General features: G+C 73.1%; 19 protein-coding genes. 5 read left to right on the top strand and 14 right to left on the bottom strand.

Annotated elements, in window-relative coordinates:
- Positions 1-2: 2 nt before the first annotated feature.
- Positions 3-305, bottom strand: coding sequence for a helix-turn-helix transcriptional regulator (locus CP984_RS08065; protein ID WP_030183175.1), 303 nt, complete (start codon positions 303-305; stop codon positions 3-5).
- Positions 306-371: 66 nt separating this feature from the next.
- On the opposite strand from CP984_RS08065, the gene map reads away from it, so the two are divergent.
- Positions 372-1,142 (top strand): type I methionyl aminopeptidase, encoded by a 771-nt coding sequence (gene map, locus CP984_RS08070; protein WP_003983315.1) that lies wholly within the window; start codon positions 372-374, stop codon positions 1,140-1,142.
- Here map and CP984_RS08075 read toward each other — a convergent pair.
- From CP984_RS08075 to CP984_RS08110, 8 genes are all read right to left on the bottom strand, one after another.
- Positions 1,126-2,361 carry a 4-hydroxybenzoate 3-monooxygenase gene (locus CP984_RS08075; RefSeq protein WP_003983316.1) on the bottom strand — a complete coding sequence of 412 codons (1,236 nt, stop codon included), beginning with the start codon at positions 2,359-2,361 and terminating at the stop codon, positions 1,126-1,128. The genes map and CP984_RS08075 overlap by 17 nt on opposite strands.
- A gap of 5 nt (positions 2,362-2,366) precedes the next feature.
- The gene (gene pcaDC, locus CP984_RS08080) at positions 2,367-3,638 is read right to left on the bottom strand and encodes a bifunctional 3-oxoadipate enol-lactonase/4-carboxymuconolactone decarboxylase PcaDC (RefSeq protein WP_003983317.1); all 1,272 of its coding nucleotides are present in this window, start codon (positions 3,636-3,638) and stop codon (positions 2,367-2,369) included.
- Positions 3,635-5,083, bottom strand: a complete 1,449-nt coding sequence (pcaB, locus tag CP984_RS08085; RefSeq protein WP_032921223.1) for a 3-carboxy-cis,cis-muconate cycloisomerase — start codon at positions 5,081-5,083, stop codon at positions 3,635-3,637. Before pcaB ends, pcaDC begins: the two co-directional genes overlap by 4 nt.
- Positions 5,084-5,111: 28 nt before the next feature.
- Positions 5,112-5,798, bottom strand: coding sequence for a protocatechuate 3,4-dioxygenase subunit alpha (pcaG, locus tag CP984_RS08090; RefSeq protein WP_003983319.1), 687 nt, complete (start codon positions 5,796-5,798; stop codon positions 5,112-5,114).
- On the bottom strand, positions 5,798-6,667 hold the full coding sequence (gene pcaH, locus CP984_RS08095) for a protocatechuate 3,4-dioxygenase subunit beta (RefSeq protein WP_003983320.1): 870 nt from the start codon (positions 6,665-6,667) through the stop codon (positions 5,798-5,800). The genes pcaG and pcaH overlap by 1 nt, the downstream gene beginning before the upstream one ends.
- 85 nt (positions 6,668-6,752) lie before the next feature.
- On the bottom strand, positions 6,753-7,940 hold the full coding sequence (locus tag CP984_RS08100; protein ID WP_151416134.1) for a thiolase family protein: 1,188 nt from the start codon (positions 7,938-7,940) through the stop codon (positions 6,753-6,755).
- Between the two features lie 5 nt (positions 7,941-7,945).
- Positions 7,946-8,683, bottom strand: coding sequence for a 3-oxoadipate--succinyl-CoA transferase (locus CP984_RS08105; RefSeq protein ID WP_032922142.1), 738 nt, complete (start codon positions 8,681-8,683; stop codon positions 7,946-7,948).
- A 101-nt stretch (positions 8,684-8,784) separates the two neighbouring features.
- Positions 8,785-9,600 (bottom strand): CoA transferase subunit A, encoded by an 816-nt coding sequence (locus CP984_RS08110; protein WP_003986327.1) that lies wholly within the window; start codon positions 9,598-9,600, stop codon positions 8,785-8,787.
- Between the two features lie 186 nt (positions 9,601-9,786).
- Between CP984_RS08110 and CP984_RS08115 the strand changes: the two genes are divergently transcribed.
- Positions 9,787-11,532, top strand: a complete 1,746-nt coding sequence (locus CP984_RS08115) for an IclR family transcriptional regulator domain-containing protein (RefSeq protein WP_003986326.1) — start codon at positions 9,787-9,789, stop codon at positions 11,530-11,532.
- Positions 11,533-11,616: 84 nt separating this feature from the next.
- Here the strand turns inward: CP984_RS08115 and CP984_RS08120 are convergent, their stop codons facing one another.
- Positions 11,617-11,817, bottom strand: coding sequence for a DUF397 domain-containing protein (locus CP984_RS08120; RefSeq protein ID WP_003986325.1), 201 nt, complete (start codon positions 11,815-11,817; stop codon positions 11,617-11,619).
- Complete coding sequence (locus tag CP984_RS08125) at positions 11,814-12,650, bottom strand: helix-turn-helix domain-containing protein (RefSeq protein ID WP_030182912.1); 837 nt, start codon at positions 12,648-12,650, stop codon at positions 11,814-11,816. Before CP984_RS08125 ends, CP984_RS08120 begins: the two co-directional genes overlap by 4 nt.
- Before the next feature lie 501 nt (positions 12,651-13,151).
- On the opposite strand from CP984_RS08125, the gene CP984_RS08130 reads away from it, so the two are divergent.
- Positions 13,152-13,403 carry a DUF7848 domain-containing protein gene (locus CP984_RS08130; RefSeq protein WP_003986320.1) on the top strand — a complete coding sequence of 84 codons (252 nt, stop codon included), beginning with the start codon at positions 13,152-13,154 and terminating at the stop codon, positions 13,401-13,403.
- Between the two features lie 39 nt (positions 13,404-13,442).
- Here CP984_RS08130 and CP984_RS08135 read toward each other — a convergent pair whose 3' ends face one another.
- Complete coding sequence (locus tag CP984_RS08135) at positions 13,443-14,144, bottom strand: restriction endonuclease (protein ID WP_032922135.1); 702 nt, start codon at positions 14,142-14,144, stop codon at positions 13,443-13,445.
- Positions 14,145-14,370: 226 nt separating this feature from the next.
- Positions 14,371-14,610, bottom strand: a complete 240-nt coding sequence (locus CP984_RS08140) for a hypothetical protein (protein ID WP_003986317.1) — start codon at positions 14,608-14,610, stop codon at positions 14,371-14,373.
- 706 nt (positions 14,611-15,316) lie between these two features.
- On the opposite strand from CP984_RS08140, the gene CP984_RS08145 reads away from it, so the two are divergent.
- Complete coding sequence (locus CP984_RS08145) at positions 15,317-15,502, top strand: DUF1737 domain-containing protein (protein ID WP_030182917.1); 186 nt, start codon at positions 15,317-15,319, stop codon at positions 15,500-15,502.
- 48 nt (positions 15,503-15,550) lie between these two features.
- Here CP984_RS08145 and CP984_RS08150 read toward each other — a convergent pair whose 3' ends face one another.
- Positions 15,551-16,822, bottom strand: coding sequence for an MFS transporter (locus CP984_RS08150; RefSeq protein ID WP_003986315.1), 1,272 nt, complete (start codon positions 16,820-16,822; stop codon positions 15,551-15,553).
- Positions 16,823-16,906: 84 nt separating this feature from the next.
- Here CP984_RS08150 and CP984_RS08155 point away from each other — a divergent pair, with 84 nt between their 5' ends.
- On the top strand, positions 16,907-17,251 hold the full coding sequence (locus CP984_RS08155) for an ArsR/SmtB family transcription factor (protein ID WP_003986314.1): 345 nt from the start codon (positions 16,907-16,909) through the stop codon (positions 17,249-17,251).
- The last annotated feature ends 161 nt before the right edge of the window (positions 17,252-17,412 follow it).

Consider the following 17,412-nt stretch of genomic DNA (forward strand, 5'->3'; position numbering starts at 1 on the left):
GCTTACGCGGTCAGCGGCTCCCGTGCGCGGTGACCGGCACGGACCGGTGCGATCTCACCTTCGGGCCGGCTGATGTCGGCCCACACCGCGTCGAGGGAGAGGCCGAGGACATCGGCGATCGCCGCGATGGTCGGGAAGGAGGGGGTGGCCACCCGGCCCGACTCGATCTTGCGAAGGGTCTCCGGTGAGACATGGGCGTCGAGCGCGACTTCGAGCATCGAGCGCTCCCCCCTGGCCCGGCGGAGGAGGGCGCCGAGACGCTGACCGCGTTCGACCTCTTCGGGAGTGAGCGGCAACCTGACCATGGGACCGATTCTAGTACCGGTATAGTATTGCCGGTATAGTTATTGGAAGCATGAGAAGGGCGCCGCATGATCGAGATCCTGAACCCCACCCTGCTGACCCGGGCCAGAGACAGCGGCGCCCTGGTCGGCCACATCCTGCAGACACTGAAGGGCCGCAGCACGGCCGGCACGAACCTCCTGGACATCGACCGGTGGGCCAAGGAGATGATCGTCGAGGCCGGAGCGCAGTCCTGCTACGTCGACTACGCGCCGTCCTTCGGACGCGGCCCGTTCGGCCACTACATCTGCACGGCCGTCAACGACGCCGTGCTCCACGGACGGCCGTACGACTATCCGCTCGCCGACGGCGACCTGCTCACGCTCGACCTCGCCGTCTCCAAGGGCGGAGTCGCCGCGGACGCCGCCATCAGCTTCATCGTGGGCGACACACAGCCCCCGGAGAGCATCGCGATGATCGACGCCACCGAACGCGCACTGGCCGCGGGCATCGCCGCCGCCGGGCCCGGGGCCCGTATCGGCGACCTCTCCCATGCCATCGGTACGGTCCTCAGCGAGGCCGGGTACCCGATCAACACCGAGTTCGGAGGCCACGGCATCGGCTCGACGATGCACCAGGACCCGCACGTCCCGAACACCGGCCGGCCCGGCCGTGGCTACAAGCTCCGCCCCGGGCTGCTGCTCGCACTGGAGCCGTGGGTCATGGCGGACACCGCCGAACTCGTCACCGACGCCGACGGCTGGACGCTGCGGAGCGCGACCGGCTGCCGGACCGCTCACACCGAGCACACGATCGCCATCACCGACGACGGGGCCGAGATCCTCACCGTGCCGAGGTAGGCACGGCAGCGCGGGCGAACGGCAACCCCGTGTAGTTCTCGGCCAGTTCGGCCGCCGCATGTCCGGAGGACGCGATCCGGTCGAGCTGGGCCAGCTGCAACCGGGTGTCGAACGCGCTCTGGCCGGGGTCGGTGTGCAGGGTCGTCGTCATGGAGTACGAGAACTGCTCGGCGCGCCAGACGCGGCGCAGACAGGTGTCGGACCAGCCGTCCAGCAGCTCCGTGGAGCCGGTTTCCTTCAGGTGGGCGAAGGCATGGGCCAGTTCGGTGACGTCGGAGGCGGCGAGGTTGAGCCCCTTGGCGCCGGTCGGCGGGACGATGTGCGCCGCGTCCCCGGCGAGCAGCACCCGCCCGTACCGCATCGGCTCGGTGACCACGCTGCGCATCGGCAGGACGGACTTCGCGGTGATCGGGCCGCGTGCGAGGGTCCACGGCCCGTCGGTGGCCGAGCGGGCGTCCAGCTCGTCCCAGATCCGCTCGTCCGGCCAGTCGGCGGGGTCGGTGCCGTTGGGGACCTGGAGGTAGAGCCGGCTGATGGTGGGCGAGCGCATGCTGAACAGCGCGAAGCCACGCTCCGAGTGGGCGTAGACCAGTTCGTCGCAGGACGGCGGCACATCGGCGAGGACACCGAGCCAGGAGTACGGGTAGCCGCGCTCGTACGTTCGGCGGGCGGCGGCCGGCACCGCGTCCCGGACGATGCCGTGGAACCCGTCGCAGCCGACGACGTAGTCGCAGGTGAGGGCGTGTTCCCGGCCCTGGTGCGCGTAGCGGATCACGGGCCGTTCGGTGTCCGCGCGCTCCACCGCGAGCGCCCGCGCCCCGAACACCAGCGGCGGCCCTTCCGCGAGCTGGAGGGCGATGAGGTCCTTGACCACCTCGGTCTGCGCGTAGACGAGCACGCTGCGGCCGCCGGTCAGGGGCGGGAAGTCGATGCGGTGCGAACGCCGGTCGAAGCGCAGCCGGATGCCGTGGTGGACGATGCCCTCCCGGTCCAGGCGCTCCCCCGCACCGCAGGCGCGCAGCGTGTCGGCGGTGCCCTGCTCCAGGATTCCGGCGCGCTGGCGCTGTTCGACGTAGGCGCGGTCGCGGCTCTCCAGGACGACGCAGTCGATGCCGGAGCGGTGCAGCAGCCGGGCCAGCAGCAGCCCCGCCGGGCCACCGCCGACGATGCCGACCGTCGTGGTGGCGGGGGCCGGGGGCGCGGAGGACGCGGGACGCATCGGGGTCACTTTCCTTCCCGGTGTTCGGCGATGACACGGTCTGCCAGCACGAACGCGGAGTTCGCGGCGGGCACGCCGCAGTAGACGGCCGACTGGAGCAGGACTTCCTGGATGTCCTCGGCGGTCAGGCCGTTGCGCAGGGCGGCGCGCAGGTGCAGCTCCAGCTCTTCGTGGTGCCCGCGCGCGACCAGCGCGGTGATGGTGACGCAACTGCGGGTGTGCCGGGACAGTCCGGGCCGGGTCCAGATCTCGCCCCAGGCGTAGCGGGTGATGAAGTCCTGGAAGACGGCGGTGAAGGCGGTGGTGCGGGCGGTCGCGCGGTCGACGTGGGCGTCACCGAGGACGGCGCGGCGGACGGTGGTACCGGCGGCATGCCGCGTGCGGTCGTCGGTGGCGCCGCCGTCCGCCGGGTACGCCGTGAGATGGCCGAGGAGCGCGGCGAGCACCTGCGCGGGCCGTTCGGCGTTGGCCAGGTGGGCGGCACCGGCCAGTTCGGTGAGGCTCGCGCCCGGGATGCCGTCGGCGAGTTCACGGGCGTGCGCGGGCGGGGTCGCGGGGTCGTCGCGACCGGCGACGACGAGCGTGGGCGCGCCGATCCGGCCCAGGTCACCGCGCAGATCGTAGGTGGCGAGCGCGTCACAGCACGCCGCGTACCCCTCGGGCGCCACGGTCCGCAGCCCGTCCAGAAGGTCGCGCGCCTCCGGCGTACCGACGAACGCCGGGGTGAACCAGCGGCCGGGAGTGGTCTCGGCGATCGCCGCCATGCCCTGCTCCCGTACGAGCGCGGCCCGTTCGTGCCACCCTTCCGGTTCGCCGAAGCGGGCCGAGGAGCAGACCAGCGCGAGGGACGCGATCCGCTCGGGGTGGTGGACCGCGAGCCAGGCGCCGACCGCGCCGCCCAGGGAGATCCCGGCGTACGCGAACCGGTCGATGCCGAGGGAGTCGGCGAGGGCGAGGACGAGTGCGGCCAGGTCGGCGACGGTGTGGGCGGTGCCTTCCGTGGGGGCAGTCCCGTCCGCACGGGCAGTTCCGTCCGCACGGGCAGTTCCGTCCGTACCGGCAGTTCCGTCCGTACGGCCCAGAAGTACGTCGTACGGAGTCCCGCCGTGCCCGGGAAGGTCCCAGCGGACGACGCGGAACTGTCGCGCCAGTGCCGCCATTTGGGGCTCCCACACCGCGAGCGACGTCCCCAGGGACGGGCCCAGGATGAGCGGAGGCGCGTCGGCGGGGCCGTCTTCGCGGTGGTGCGGGAGCGGGTGGGCGGTGGTGCCGGTCATGCGTTCTCCTGCGGGGTCGGGGCGGCGGGCTGCGCGCCGGGGCGGCGCAGGGCGCGGTCCACGAGCGCTCCGGCCGAGCCGGTGTACGCGGCCGGATCGGCCAGTTCCCGCAGCCGGGCGGCGGGGAAGGCGTAGGCGACGGCGGGGTGCCGGGCGCGCAAGGCGCGGTCCAGCGCCTCGGCCAGGCCGGTGCCGTCCTCTGCGGCCCGACGCGACACATCGGTGAGCAGCCGTTTGGCCGCATCACGTCCAAGGTGGGCGCCGAGCACGGCCGCGAGGCGTTCGGCGACGATCCCGCCGCCGGTCGCGGCGAGGTTGGCGCGCATCCGCTCCGTACGTACCCGCAGTCCGGCGGCCAGTTCGGCGGCGTCCCGGGCCGCGCCGCCCACCAGCCGGAGGGCGTCGCGCAGCGGCTGCCACTCCGCGTGCCAGGCCCCGGCCGGCCGTTCGTCCTCGGCGGCCAGGGACCCGTACAGCACCCCGGCCAGCGCGGGGACCTGCCGGGCCGTGGCGGCGATCAGCGTGGCCCGTACGGGGTTGGCCTTGTGCGGCATCGCGGAGGAGCCGCCGCCGCTGCCCTCGGCCAACTCGCCGATCTCCGTACGGGACAGGGCCAGCACATCGGCGGCGACCTTGCCGAGGGCCCCGGCGGTGTGCGCCAGCGCGCCCGCCAGGTCGGCGACGGGGGTGCGCAGCGTGTGCCAGGGCAGCACGGGCTCGGCGAGGCCGGTCTCGGCCGCGTACGCGGCGAGCAGCTGCGGCCCGAGGTCGGGCACCGGCCCCCGGCCGTCCGCCTCCGCGAACGCGTGGAACGCCGCGAGGGTGCCCGCCGCGCCGCCCAACTGCGCGGGCAGCGCGGCCCGTACGGCGGCGAGCCGGTCCCGGGCGTCCAGCACCAGCCCGCGCCACCCCGCGGCCTTGAGACCGAACGTGGTCGGCACCGCGTGCTGGGTGAGCGTGCGGCCCGCCATCGGCGTGTCGCGGTGCTCGACCGCCAGCCGGGCCAGGGCGGCCGCGGTGTCGTCCAGGTCGCCGAGCACGGCGGCCAGGGCGCGCGAACAGACGAGCATGGTGGCGGTATCGAGGATGTCCTGGCTGGTGGCGCCGCGGTGGACGTAGGCGGCGGCGTCCGGGGCCCGTTCGGCCACGGCGGAGGTGAGGGCGCCGACCAGCGGGATGACCGGGTTGCCGCCGGAACGGGCCCGTACCGCCAGGTCGCGGGCGTCGTACCGGCCGGTGTCGCGCGCGGCCGCGGTGACGGCCTCGGCCGCCGCGGACGGCGCCAGGCCGACGGCCGCCTGGGCCCGCGTCAGGGCCGCTTCCGCGTCCAGCAGGGCACGTACGTACGCGGCGTCACCGGTGGCGGCCTCCACGGCGGAGTCCACCCGGCCCGGGGCCAGCAGGCCGTCGTCCGAGGCCAACAGGCCGTGGTCCGAGGCCAACAGGCCATCGTCCGCGGGCAGCAGACCGTCATCAGCGGAACTCAAGGAAGACCGTCTCCTCGCTCGCCTCGTCGCCGTCCTCCGCAGCACGGCCCTGGAGGCGGATGTCGAAGCGGTACCGCCGTTCGCCGTCGGCCCGTGCGACCAGGGTGCGTGCCCGGTGCGCGGGAAGCTGTGACAGCAGCGGGTCCGCCGCGTGGGCCGCCGTGTGCTCCGGGAAGTACACCCGGGTGAACAGATGGTGCAGCAGGCCGCGGGCGAAGACGCACACCGCGATGTACGGCGCCGCGGCCGGCCGGTCCGCCGGTGCGGTGGCGGGCAGCGTACGCAGCGCATAACGGCCGTCGGCGTCGGTCGGCACCCGGCCGAAGCCGGTGAACTCCACACCGTCGCGCCCGATGACCGCGCCGGTCGCCGGGTCGCGGCGCAGCGAGCCGGGCGCGCCGCGCAGACTCCCGTCCGGTCCCGCCTGCCAGAACTCCAGCAGCGCGTCCGGCACCGGCTCGCCCGCTCCGTCGAGGACGCGGCCGTGCAGGGTGATGGTGTCGGGGTGGCCGGTGGGGGCCATCTCCCCGCCGCCGGGGAACGGCAGCGCGTAGCCGTAGAAGGGGCCGATGGTCTGGGAGGGGGTGGGGGCGAGGGTTCCGGGCGTCTCCTGCGCCGGGGCCGGCTGGTGCGGTACGCCCGGGTGCTCGTGCGATGTGGAGGGGGTGGACATCAGCGTTCCTCCTCGGTCCAGGTGGCGGACGGTCCGTCCAGCACGATGTCCCAGCGGTAGCCGAGGGACCACTCCGCGCGGGCCAGTTCCGGGTCGTAGGCGCAGACCAGCCGGGCGCGGGCCTGCGGGTCGGTGCACGAGGCCAGGATCGGGTCGTACGGGAACAGCGGGTCGCCGGGGAAGTACATCTGGGTGACGAGCCGCTGGGTGAAGGCGGTGCCGAAGAGCGAGAAGTGGATGTGCGCCGGGCGCCAGGCGTTGTGGTGGTTGCGCCACGGGTAGGCGCCGGGCCGCACGGTGGTGAACGCGTACCGCCCCTCGTCGTCCGTCAGACAGCGGCCGACACCGGTGAAGTGGGGGTCGAGCGGCGCCGGATGCTGATCGCGCTGATGGGCGTACCGGCCCGCGGCGTTGGCCTGCCAGATCTCCACGAGCTGCCCGCGCACCGGGCGGCCCGCGCGGTCCCGTACCCGGCCGGTGACGGTGATCCGCTCGCCGAGCGGTTCACCGGCGTGCTGCCGGGTCAGATCGGCGTCCAGGGCGGTCACGTCGGTGACACCGAAGGCGGGCCCGGACAGTTCGACGGCCTCCGGGTCGCGCAGCGCGTCGATCGCCGCGAGCGGCTGCCGCGGGTGGCGCAGGCGGGTGCTGCGGTACGGGGCGAAGTCGCGGCCGGGGTGCGCCGGTACGGGGCCGCCCGCCGCACGGGCGTCGGCGGCGGCGCTGTGCAGCGCGGCGATCTCGCGGTCGATGACGGACTGCGGTTCGGGGGCCGGAGGCGGCGGAGCCGGGGCCGGAGGCGGCGGAGCCGGGGCCGGAGCGGTGGCGGCCGGGGGTGCCGGGGCGGCGGATGCGCTCCGTGGAGTCATCGGGCTTCTCCAGACGTAGGGCCGGTGGGGTTGTCCCGCCCGGTGCGTACGGGGCGGGGGTGCGGGCTCCGGATGGGCGGGCCGGTCAGTGTTCGAGGGTGAGGGCGAGGCCCTGGCCGACGCCGATGCACAGGGCGGCCAGGCCGGTACCGCGGCCGCGGGCGGCCAGCTGATGGGCCACCGCCCCGGCCAGCCGCGCCCCGGACGCCCCCAGCGGATGCCCCAGCGCAATCGCCCCGCCGCGCGGATTGACCACCTCCGAATCCAGACCGGGCCACTGCGCCAGACAGCCCAGCGCCTGCGCCGCGAACGCCTCGTTCAGCTCCACCACCGCCAGATCCCCCAAACCCCGCCCGGCCTTGTGCAGGGCGCGGCGCACCGCCTCGACCGGGCCCAGGCCGAACAGCTGCGGCTCGATGCCGGTCACCGCGCTCGCACCGATGCGGGCCAGCGGGTCACGGCCGGTGGCCCGCAGCCCCCGCTCATCGGCCAGCAGCAGGGCGGCGGCGCCGTCGCTCAGCGGAGAGGCATTGCCCGCGGTGACCGTCCCGCCCTCCGGGCGAAAGGCCGGCCGCAGCCTGCCCAGCGCCTCCGCCGTGGTGGTGGCCCGGATCGACTCATCACGGGCCAGATCCACCCCCGGCACCGGCACCACCTCAGCGGCATAGGCCCCCTCGTCCCAGGCGCGCGCCGCCTTGCGGTGACTGGCCAGCGCAAACGCATCCTGCGCCGCCCGGTCGATGCCGTACTTGTCGGCGATCAGCTCCGCGCCCTCGCCCAGCGCCACCGTCCACTCCGGCGCCATACCAGGGTTGGTCATGCGCCAGCCCAGCGTGGAGGAGAACAGCTCCTGGTGCCCGGCCGGGAAGGCCCGCTCGGGCTTGGGCAGCACGTAGGGGGCGCGGCTCATCGACTCCACCCCGCCGGCCAGCACCACCTGCGCATCGCCCAGGGCAATACTGCGGGCAGCCTGGATCACCGCCTCCAGGCCGGAGCCGCACAGCCGGTTGACCGTCACCCCCGGCACCGTCACCGGCAGCCCGGCCAGCAGCACCGCCATCCGCGCCACATTGCGGTTGTCCTCCCCCGCCCCGTTCGCATCCCCGAACACCACATCATCGATCCGCGCCGGATCCAGCCGCGGCGTGCGCTCCACCAGCGCCCGCACCACATGCGCCGCCAGATCATCGGGCCGCACACCACTGAGCGCACCGCCATACCGGCCGACCGGCGTCCGCACCGCATCCACCACATACACATCACGGACATCCATGGAGCTCATGCTGCCCTCCTTCCGGCTCCCTTGAGCGCGCGCAGAGCGGACAGTTCGGCCTCGGTGGGCGCTTCGGTGACCGTCAGGCCCTCTGCCACGCGCAGGTCCCATCCGGTCGCCTCCCGGGCCTGTTCCACCGTGGCGCCGGGGTGCAGCGTGGTCAGCTCCAGTTCGGCGGTGTCCGGGTGCGGGCGCAGGATGCCGAGGTCGGTGATGACGGCGGTGGGTCCGGCGCCGCGCATGCCGAGGGCGGCGCGGTCGCCCGGCCCGGTGCCGTGGCCGAGGGTGGTGACGAAGTCGAGCGCGGGCACGAGGTTGCGGCGGGTGTGCCGCAGCACGATGAGGACCTCGCCGCAGTTGGCGGCGATCTCGGGGGCGCCCCCCGCGCCGGGCAGGCGGCCCTCGGGCCGGTCCGGGCCGCGGTCCACGACGGTGGTGTTGATGTTGGCGAACCGGTCGAGCTGGGCGGCGCCGAGGAAGCCCACGTCGATCCGGCCGCCCTGGAGCCAGTAGTTGAACATCTCGGGCACGGACACCACCGCGTCGGCGGTGTCGGCCAGTTCGCCGTCGCCGATGGACAGGGGCAGCCGGGTCGGACGGGAGCCGATGGTGCCGGATTCGTAGACCAGGACCAGGTCGGGGTTGACGGTGCGGCGCGCGAGGTTGGCGGCCGTACTGGGGAGTCCGATGCCGACGAAGCAGCTGTGCGCGCCGGTCAGCGCCCGGGCCGCGTTGATCTCCATCAGCTCGTCGCGCCCCCAGCGCGCGTCGTCGCCTGTACCGGCGTCCGCGCCGTCGCCCGTATCACTGGCCGTACCCCTGCCCGTATCACCGACCGTGCCGCTCATCGAGTCGCCTTCCGTACGTTGTCGTCCAGCCAGCGCGCGAACGTGTCCCGGTCGCGGGAGACGGCGTCCCACTCCTGGTAGAAGTCGTTGTCCCGGACCGAATACCCGGCCGCGTACGAGGGGTGGGCGCCGCCGGGCACCTCCGCGACGGCGTCGATCACCCAGCCCGGCAGCACCACCGAGCCGGGCCGGGGCTCCAGCGCCCCGTCGACGATCTCCTCGACGGTGACCAGCACCCGCCGGGCGGCCAGCACCGCTTCCTTCTGCACCCCGGTCAGGCCCCACAGCTGTACGTTGCCGCCGCGGTCGGCCTGCTGGGCGTGGATGACCGTGACGTCCGGGTTGAGGGCGGCGACGGCGGCCAGCTCCTCGCCGGTGAAGGGGCAGGTGACGGTGGCGACGGTGTCCGTACGGCCGGGGATGCCGCTGCCGCGGTAGCCGCGCAGCACCGCGAACGGCAGCCGCGAGGCGCCGGCGACATAGCGGTTGGCCATTCCGGCGTGGCTGTGTTCGTCCAGCTCCAGCGGGCGGGGCCAGCCGTTCTCGACCGCGTCGCGGAAGCGGTGCAGGGAGCCGACGCCGGGGTTGCCGCCCCAGGAGAAGACCAGTTTGCGGGCCGCGCCCGCGCCGATGAGCTGGTCGTAGACCACGTCCGGCGTCATACGGACCAGCGTCAGGCCGGTGATGCCCTGCCGGATGATCTCGTGCGCCGCGGCGAACGGGATCAGGTGGGTGAAGCCCTCCAGCGCGACGGTGTCCCCGTCGTGGATCAGGTCCCCGACGGCGTCGTGCAGGGAACGGATGTCGGCCATGTCCTCACCCTCGCGTCGATCCGCGGTGCCGGCGCCCGCAGCCGTACGGGCCCCTGCGCCCCTCTCGTTCGCCAGGTGAACTGAAGTTCACTTTTTCGGCGTGCCCTGAGTCTGTCCCCCTCTCCCAGCCCTGTCAACGGGTCACCGGGTACGGTTCCGACGAGATTTCCGCACCGTGGAGAGCCCATGACGCACCCCGCCACCGACGCTCCGCCGCCGCCCCAGGAGGCGGTGGGCCCGCTGATGCGCAGCCTGTCCGTGCTGCGCGCGCTTTCCACGGGCGGCAGGCGGCAGGCCGTCGGCGACCTCGTCCGCGCGACCGGCCTGGCGCGCTCCACCGTCGACCGCGTCCTGAGCACCCTGGCCCGCCTCGGGTACGTACGCGTCGAGGGCCGGGACGCGGTGCTCGCGCCCGGCCTGCTGGAACTGGGCAACGCCTACCTGGCCGCCTCCGAACTGCCCGACCGGCTCGGCCCGGCCGCCGAACGGCTCGCCGACGCGCTGGACGAGTCGGTCTCGCTCGCCGTACCGGACGGTGACGGGGTGCGCTTCGTCCACCAGGCGACACGGCGGCGCGCGATGTCGCTCGCGTTCCGCATCGGCGACCTGCTGCCCGCCGAACGGGGCGCCCCCGGGGCCCTGTTCGCCGCCGACTGGGACGAGGACGCCTGGCGGCGCTGGCGCGAGCGGCGCGCGGCGGACCCCACGGACGCGGGCTTCCCTGCCGTACCGCCGCGCCGGGACGGGAACAGCGGTACGGGCGGTCCGGAGAACTTCGGCGCGGACCTCGCGTACCGGGACGGCAACGGCGGTACGCGTTCGACGGACCCCGGCGAGGACTTCGCGTCCCGGGTCGAGGCGGCCCGTACCGCGGGCTGGTCCCTGGACGACCAGCTGATCGAACCGGGCCTGGTCGCCATCGCCGTGCCCGTACGCGACCCCCACGGCCGCCCGGTGTGCGCGGTGAGCGTCGTCAGCCACACCAGCCGGCTGGCCGCCGCCGACCTGCCCACCGCCGTACTCCCCCGCCTGCGCGAGACCGTCGCCGAGATGGAACGCACCCTGGCCGACCCCGCCCCGCCCCGCCCCGACTCCGAGCCTCCCGCCACCCGGCACGCCTCCTGGATGCGGGCCTCCAAACAGGAGCTGGGCCCGGAGTTCGTCGAGTCACTGGCCCGCGGCCTGCTCACGCTCACCGCGTTCGGCACCGGCCGCGCCGCACTCCCGCTGACCGCCGTCGCCGAGGCCACCGGCCTCGCCCGGGCCACCGCCCGGCGCGCCCTGATCACCCTGGAACACCTCGGCTACCTCGCCTCGGACGGCCGCCTCTTCCGCCCCACCCCGAAGGTGCTCGACCTGGGCTTCGCCGCGCTGTCGGGCCTGACGCTGCCGGAGATCGCCCAGCCCCATCTGGTGACGCTGGTGGAGCAGGTGCACGACTCCGCGTCGATGGCGGTGCTGTCCGGTACGGACATCCAGTACGTGGCGCGGGTCCCCACCGTACGGATCATGAGCGTCAACATCACCGTGGGCACCCGCTTCCCGGCCTACCCGACCTCCATGGGCCGGGTCCTGCTCGCGGACCTCCCCCCGGCAGAACGCACCGCCCATCTCTCCCGCACCACCCTCACCCCGCTCACCCAGCACACGGTCACCTCCCCCGAACGCCTCACGGCCCTCCTGGAACAGGTCGGCGAGGACGGCTACGCCCTGGTGGACGAGGAGCTGGAGGAGGGCCTGCGCTCGATCGCCGTGCCCGTCCGCGACCGCGACGCCCACGTCGTCGCCGCCGTCAACATCTCCACCCACGCGGGCCGCCGCTCCCCCGCCGAGGACCGCGACGCCTTCCTGCCCCCGCTGCGGGCGGCCGCGGCGCGCATCGAGGCGGATCTGCGTACGGCGGGGCGGTTTCTGCGGGTGCCCCCCGCTTAGGGCATGAGGCCCAGAGCATGAGGAAGCCCCGCCGCTCCGGTGGTGCAGGGGTGGCGGGGCTTGTGGGCCGTTCAGGCGGTTGAATCAGACGGCTGCCTGCCGGGCGAACTCAACCAGTCCGGCGAAGGAGGTGGGGTGCAGCGTCAGGACCGGGCCGTTCGGGTCCTTGCTGTCACGAACGGGGACCAGGCCGCGAGAGGCGACGAGGTTGGTGGCGACCTCTATGCACTGGCCGCCGTTGCCGCTGTACGAAGACTTGAACCATCGGGGGGATTCGGTCGTCACTGGAAGCCCTTTCGAAGCTCTTCGATCATGGCCGTGGACGCCGCCTGGGAGAGCGCTTCGGCCTGCAACTGATGGTATGCCTTCAGTATGAGCGTGACTGACGCGCTATCGCGTTCCAGATGCCCCCGCTGCGCTGACTCGGCATAGGACATGATCGAGCGGTCGGCCATGGTCAACACGGTTACGGGCAGGCTGAACGGCCGTCGCGCACCCATGCTGAAGGGGGCGACCTGGAGGACCGTGTTCGGCATCTCCGCGAACTTCAGCAGACGGGCCAACTGGTCATCCATGACCGCGGCGTCCCCCATCGGCCGACGAACGCAGCTCTCGTCGAGGACCGCATGGAGCAGAGGGGATGGGTTGCGGACCAACGCGGCTTGCCTGCGAGGCACAAGTGCCACCCGTTCCTGGGCCTGTTCAGCCGTAGTCATCTCGCGCCGTACGGCATCCGCCTCCAGCGTTGCTGCGTACTCCACCGTCTGAAGCAAACCCGGGATGACACCCACCTCGTAGAGCCGTACCTCAATCGCCCTCCCCTCGTGCGCGACGTACTCCGGGAACCCTTCCAACAGGCTCCCGTGCCTCACCTCGCGGAACTCGCTTTCGAACGTGTCCGCCTTGCCTTCGAGTCCGAAGGCCCTGTCCGCACTGCGCGAAAAACGCAGGGTCGAAGGTTTGCGACCAGTTTCCACCGCCGAAATATGCACGCTGGAGTACCCCATGCGCTCGGCCAGGCTGTCCTGTGTCCAGCCCCGTCCCTCTCGCATACCGCGAAGTCGCGCCCCAAAGGCGGCTTGAGGGCTACTGTCCGGCTGCAGCTCCTTGCGATTCAAGGGCGATCACCGACCTTCCATGCCGAATTGACAGGTTGAAGGGTGCTCGACACTGGGCCACGCTGATGCTGCCCGGTAGTGCAACCGCTACGAAGAGGGGCGAACCTGCCCCAGGACCACCCACATCCGCCCCCGCCGCTCCGACATGACGCTGACCAGCACGCGACGCTCAACACGTGACCCGACCGCTGGAACTGCCGTAGCTGAACGGCCTACTGGTTCGGCCGTACACCCTCTCTGCCAAACGTCCGAAGACCGCCGAAGACACGGCCCAGTACGCGCCTGCCGTCACATCTTCCGATGTCCCCAGGAACGGTGACCAAAGTGACCAACTCGAACCCCACCCCGAGTTCCCGCCTCAGCCCCAACCCCAGCCCCAGCCCCAGCCGGGTAACCCTCACCCGGCTCATGCGCGCAAGCGGTCACGACGGCATGCTCCTCATGCGCACCAGTGGCGACAGTGAGACCGCCCCCGACCTCCCCCGACCCGAAGGTACGACCATGGCAACCCCCGCTCCCGCGCCGACCTGCATGGAAGTCCAGATCACCGGCATCCGGAAGCACTCCGTCGAGTGCATCACCGAACAGGACGATGGCGCGCTGTGCGGCGCCCGTTCCTCCTGTTGGGACAATCCCATGCAGGTGAACGCGTGGATTCGTGCCCACGCGGGCGAGAAGGGCCACACGAAGTTCGTGAAGCTCATGGAAGAGTCCGTCAACGCCTTCTCGAAGAGCGTCGGAAGGCCGAAGTGATACTCCCCGAGTGAACACCGAGAGCTCAGGTGCGTGCCATCATCCCCAGGGCGTCGCCCCGTCCCCGTTCGCCCAGGCGACCAGCCGTTCGCCGTCGAAGCAGCGGATGCCGCAGGTGGCGGCGTAGTCGGCGGCCGGTTCGGTGAAGGTGCTCGTGGTGACGACGGCGGCGACCTCGGCCTCGTGCACCGTGAAGCAGGTGCCGCCGAAGCGCTGTACGTCCTGGGAGCCGACCTTGTTCGTCTCGCCGTACCGCTTGCACTGGATGATGAGCCGACGGCCGTCGGACGCGGTGGCCAGTACGTCCGCGCCCAGGTCCCCCGCGCCGCCGACCACCTGGACGTCCCGGCAGCCGTCCCGTTCGCAGAGGCGGGCTATCGCCTGCTCGAAGCCGTCCGCGTCGAGGGCGAGGAAGTCCTCGACACGCCACGGCGCCGCGTCGGCCGCCTCGACCTCGACCACCGGAGCGGCCTGCGCGACCGGAGCGGTCGCCGCCATCGCCGCCACCTCCGCCTCGGCCTCCGCCTTTCCCGCCCGCGCCGCCCGCCGCAGCTCACGCAGCCGCGGCATACCGCGGACCGCCACCACGGCCACGACCACGAGCAGCGGGAGGACGACGGCGCCCACGCCGAGGGCCGGGCCCGGGTGCGCCACCGCCCACCGGACCGCTTCCCGTACGGCGAGGTAGCCGCCGCAGATCAGGGCGCCGAGCACGGCCAGGACGAACATCGTCCGCCGCATCGGGTAAGCGCGGGCACCGGACCGGACACCGGAACCGGGTGACACACCGTCAACTCTCCAGGGTGCGGCCACAGGCAGGAGCTCCTTCACTTCCGCGGGACGCGTACGACTGCATTGATCACCTCCTGCCCCACGGAACCTGATCCATGATCATCACTGCCCCGTCACCGGGTCACGGCCGCCTCCACCCGGACCCGCCCCACGCCTCGCCCGGCACCCCGGCGGGTCACCGGAACCAGCGCGACACGCACCGCACCGACCAGCCCCGCCGGCGCGAACGCGAGGAAACCGAGGCGGTCGTCGCCGCTCGCGGCCAGCGTGCCGCCGAGCCAGGGTCCGGCGACCGCGCCCGTACGGCCGATGCCGGTGACCCAGCCAGCAGCGCTCCGGCGGCGGTGAGCAGGAACCAGACGGCCGAGACGCGGACCGGGCCGAAGCGGTCGGCGGTGCGCCCGGCGACCAGCATGCGTAGTGAACTTACGTTCACGTGGTGGGTGCCGCGGATCATCACGCCACCCCGAACCCCTGTCAATGCCCCGCGGGCCCCTCCCTCGCCCTCCGCCGCCGACGGTTCCACCGGTCCCGCCCCACCGCGGCGGCCACGGCCCCCACAATGATCAGCACCGCTCCGAACGCGGCCACCGGGATCAGCGGGCCCCCGCCGGTGGCGGGCAGAGCGGGGCGCCCCGTCGACGGGGAGGCAGGCCCACCCTCCGTACGGGAACCGGCCCCAGGCGTCAGAACCACCCGCTCCGGAAGACAGTCCCCAGGAGTGGAACACCGGACCGCCCCGTCCCTCCCGTCGTACGGCGCCACCGGATCACCGGTCGATACGGACGCGACCGCGTACCCACCCCCGGAAGAACCGCCCGCCAGAACCAGCAGCACAACGAACAGCGACGCGACAAGCCGGCCGGGGCGCGGACCCCGCGCCCCCCGCGTCGCACAGTAGGAAAATGCGTGCACGGCGCTCTCCTGACGGGCGGTGATATCCGGTTCGCTGCCAGCACTGTGCAGCAAAGCCACCGGTCGCGCGCCGTCGCTCGCGGCCCGCCGCCGCCCCGATCACCCGTATTCAGCACAAGGCAGTGGCCGGCCGGCGGCCGCACGCGGGATGCGCACGGCCCCGCCCGCTCGCTCGATGGGCGAGCGCGTCTGGAATCCTTCTCCTCATGACCACACCACCGGACGGATTACCCGCCTATCGCGTCTTGACCGGACCGGACGATGCCACGTTCTGCCGCCGCGTGAGCGAAATGCTGGAACTCGGTTACGCATTGCACGAAGGCCCCGCCGTCACCTTCGACGGCGAACGCGTCATCGTCGCCCAGGCACTGATCTGGCCGACACGGCCGTAGGGACCCGGCCGGAGCGGCGGCCGCGTTCCGCCCGCGCGGCGCCGCTGGTCACCGGCGGGCGGGCGCCCGGACGAGGGCGATGGCCAGAGCGAGCAGCACCATCAGGCACAGCGCGGCGACAACGCAGGCGAAGTACTGCACAGCAGCGAGCAGGCCGACCGCCGCGGCGAGGAGGCCGACACCGATGACGGGCAGGCCGACACCGAGGTACATGATCACGTAGAAGCTGGAGATCACGTCGGCCCGGCGTTCGGCGGGGGCCGCCTGGTTGACCGCGGTCAGGCCGCCCAGGAAGACCAGGCCCTGGCCGATGCCGGCGATCACGGTGGCGGCGAGCAGCAGGGGCAGCGAGGCGACGCCACCCGCGAGGGCGAGCAGCACCAGCCCGGCGGCCAGCAGCGGGAGCCCCGCCAGCTCCAGGGCCCGCGCCGGCCTGCCGTAGCCGATCAGCTGGGCGAGGGCGGAGCAGGCCAGCATCAGGGCCACGGCCGCACCGCCCAGGAGCAGGTTGCCGCTGCCCGAGAGCGTGGCGACGTAGGTGGGCACGAGGGTCAGGAACAGCCCGATCACGGCGAACGCGAGGAACCCGGCCGTCCCGCTGGTCGCGAACACCGCCCGCATGGCGTGCGGGATTCCCGGCCGGCGGGGGCGCCACCGCTTGCCGGAGCGCGTCGCGGGCAGCGCGAGGACGGCTGCCGCCGCGGGTATCAGCAGGGCGATCTCGATCGCGTAGGGCAGGACGTACGGCGCCGGGGCGTACTGGGCGAGCAGACCGGCCAGCACGGGGCCGAGTCCCAGCCCGCCCACGGAGGCCACGGTGGAGACCAGCGCCGCCTTGCGGCGGTTGCCGGACGGTTCGAGCTCCGTCAGCGCCGCGGTGAGCGATCCCGAGGCCGCTCCGATGGCGAGGCCCTGGAGCATACGGGCGGCGAACAGCCACCCCGTACCGTCGGCGAGGGCGAAGACCAGCGATCCCAGTACGGCCACGGCCACCGCCGGCAGCAGCACCCTGCGATGGCCGACCGCGTCCGAGAGCGGGCCGGCGAGCAGCAGACAGGGGATCAGCACGGCCACGTATGCGGCGAAGATCAGCGTGACGACCAGCGGTGAGAACCCGAAGCGCGCCTCGTAGCCCCGGTACAGCGGCGTCGGCAGATTCGTGCCGGTCAGCAGGATCAGCAGCGTGTACGCGGCGCCCCAGAACCGCCATCGCCCGACGGACGAGGGCCGCCCGCCCGAGATCGTGTCCGGCGAGCCGGAAACGCGGGCACCGCGTGGCGGCCGACTGCCGGCCCGCGCTCCAAGGCGATCGATCGACATCGTTCCTCCCCAAGCATCATGTTCGGAGCCGCCGAACATAGCAGATGTTCGGACCCCCCGAACATGCTTGGGTATCCTGGAAGCATGGCCAGCCGCACCGCGACCGAACTCGTCCACCCCGCCCGCGACCACCTGCGGTTCACCACCGTGCTGGCCGCCCTGAGCGACCCGGTCCGGCTGGCCATCGTCGCCCGCCTTGCCGACGCCGGACCCGACGGGGAACTGGCGTGCACGACCTTCGCGCTACCGGTCAGCAAGTCCACGCAAAGCGGCCACTTCAAAGTCCTGCGGGAAGCCGGCGTCATCCGCCAACGCGACGAGGGCACCCGGCGGCTGAACCAACTACGCCGGGACGACCTCGACGCCCGCTTCCCCGGCCTGCTCGACCTCGCCATCCCGCAGGGGCGGGAGGTCGTCGCCGGCTGGTGACCGAGTCCCTTTCCCTACTCGGGCAGGCGGCTTCCCCGCCCCCACAACTCCTCGGCGTGCTCGGCGAACCGTACGAGACCGTCTGCACCGCCGCCGACCGGCCACGACCTGTTCCGGCGTGTGGTCTCCGACCACGCAGGGGTGCCCCGGAGCGAGTAGCC

The sequence above is a fragment of the Streptomyces rimosus genome (assembly GCF_008704655.1).
GTDB classification, from domain to species: domain Bacteria; phylum Actinomycetota; class Actinomycetes; order Streptomycetales; family Streptomycetaceae; genus Streptomyces; species Streptomyces rimosus.

Coding starts and splice junctions, on each gene's coding strand:
- CP984_RS08065 (WP_030183175.1), bottom strand. CDS start 305: ATGGTCAGGTTGCCGCTCACTCCCGAAGAGGTCGAACGCGGTCAGCGT.
- map (WP_003983315.1), top strand. CDS start 372: ATGATCGAGATCCTGAACCCCACCCTGCTGACCCGGGCCAGAGACAGC.
- CP984_RS08075 (WP_003983316.1), bottom strand. CDS start 2,361: ATGCGTCCCGCGTCCTCCGCGCCCCCGGCCCCCGCCACCACGACGGTC.
- pcaDC (WP_003983317.1), bottom strand. CDS start 3,638: ATGACCGGCACCACCGCCCACCCGCTCCCGCACCACCGCGAAGACGGC.
- pcaG (WP_003983319.1), bottom strand. CDS start 5,798: ATGTCCACCCCCTCCACATCGCACGAGCACCCGGGCGTACCGCACCAG.
- pcaH (WP_003983320.1), bottom strand. CDS start 6,667: ATGACTCCACGGAGCGCATCCGCCGCCCCGGCACCCCCGGCCGCCACC.
- CP984_RS08100 (WP_151416134.1), bottom strand. CDS start 7,940: ATGGATGTCCGTGATGTGTATGTGGTGGATGCGGTGCGGACGCCGGTC.
- CP984_RS08105 (WP_032922142.1), bottom strand. CDS start 8,683: ATGGAGATCAACGCGGCCCGGGCGCTGACCGGCGCGCACAGCTGCTTC.
- CP984_RS08110 (WP_003986327.1), bottom strand. CDS start 9,600: ATGGCCGACATCCGTTCCCTGCACGACGCCGTCGGGGACCTGATCCAC.
- CP984_RS08115 (WP_003986326.1), top strand. CDS start 9,787: ATGACGCACCCCGCCACCGACGCTCCGCCGCCGCCCCAGGAGGCGGTG.
- CP984_RS08130 (WP_003986320.1), top strand. CDS start 13,152: ATGGCAACCCCCGCTCCCGCGCCGACCTGCATGGAAGTCCAGATCACC.
- CP984_RS08135 (WP_032922135.1), bottom strand. CDS start 14,144: ATGCGGCGGACGATGTTCGTCCTGGCCGTGCTCGGCGCCCTGATCTGC.
- CP984_RS08140 (WP_003986317.1), bottom strand. CDS start 14,610: ATGCTGGTCGCCGGGCGCACCGCCGACCGCTTCGGCCCGGTCCGCGTC.
- CP984_RS08145 (WP_030182917.1), top strand. CDS start 15,317: ATGACCACACCACCGGACGGATTACCCGCCTATCGCGTCTTGACCGGA.
- CP984_RS08150 (WP_003986315.1), bottom strand. CDS start 16,822: ATGTCGATCGATCGCCTTGGAGCGCGGGCCGGCAGTCGGCCGCCACGC.
- CP984_RS08155 (WP_003986314.1), top strand. CDS start 16,907: ATGGCCAGCCGCACCGCGACCGAACTCGTCCACCCCGCCCGCGACCAC.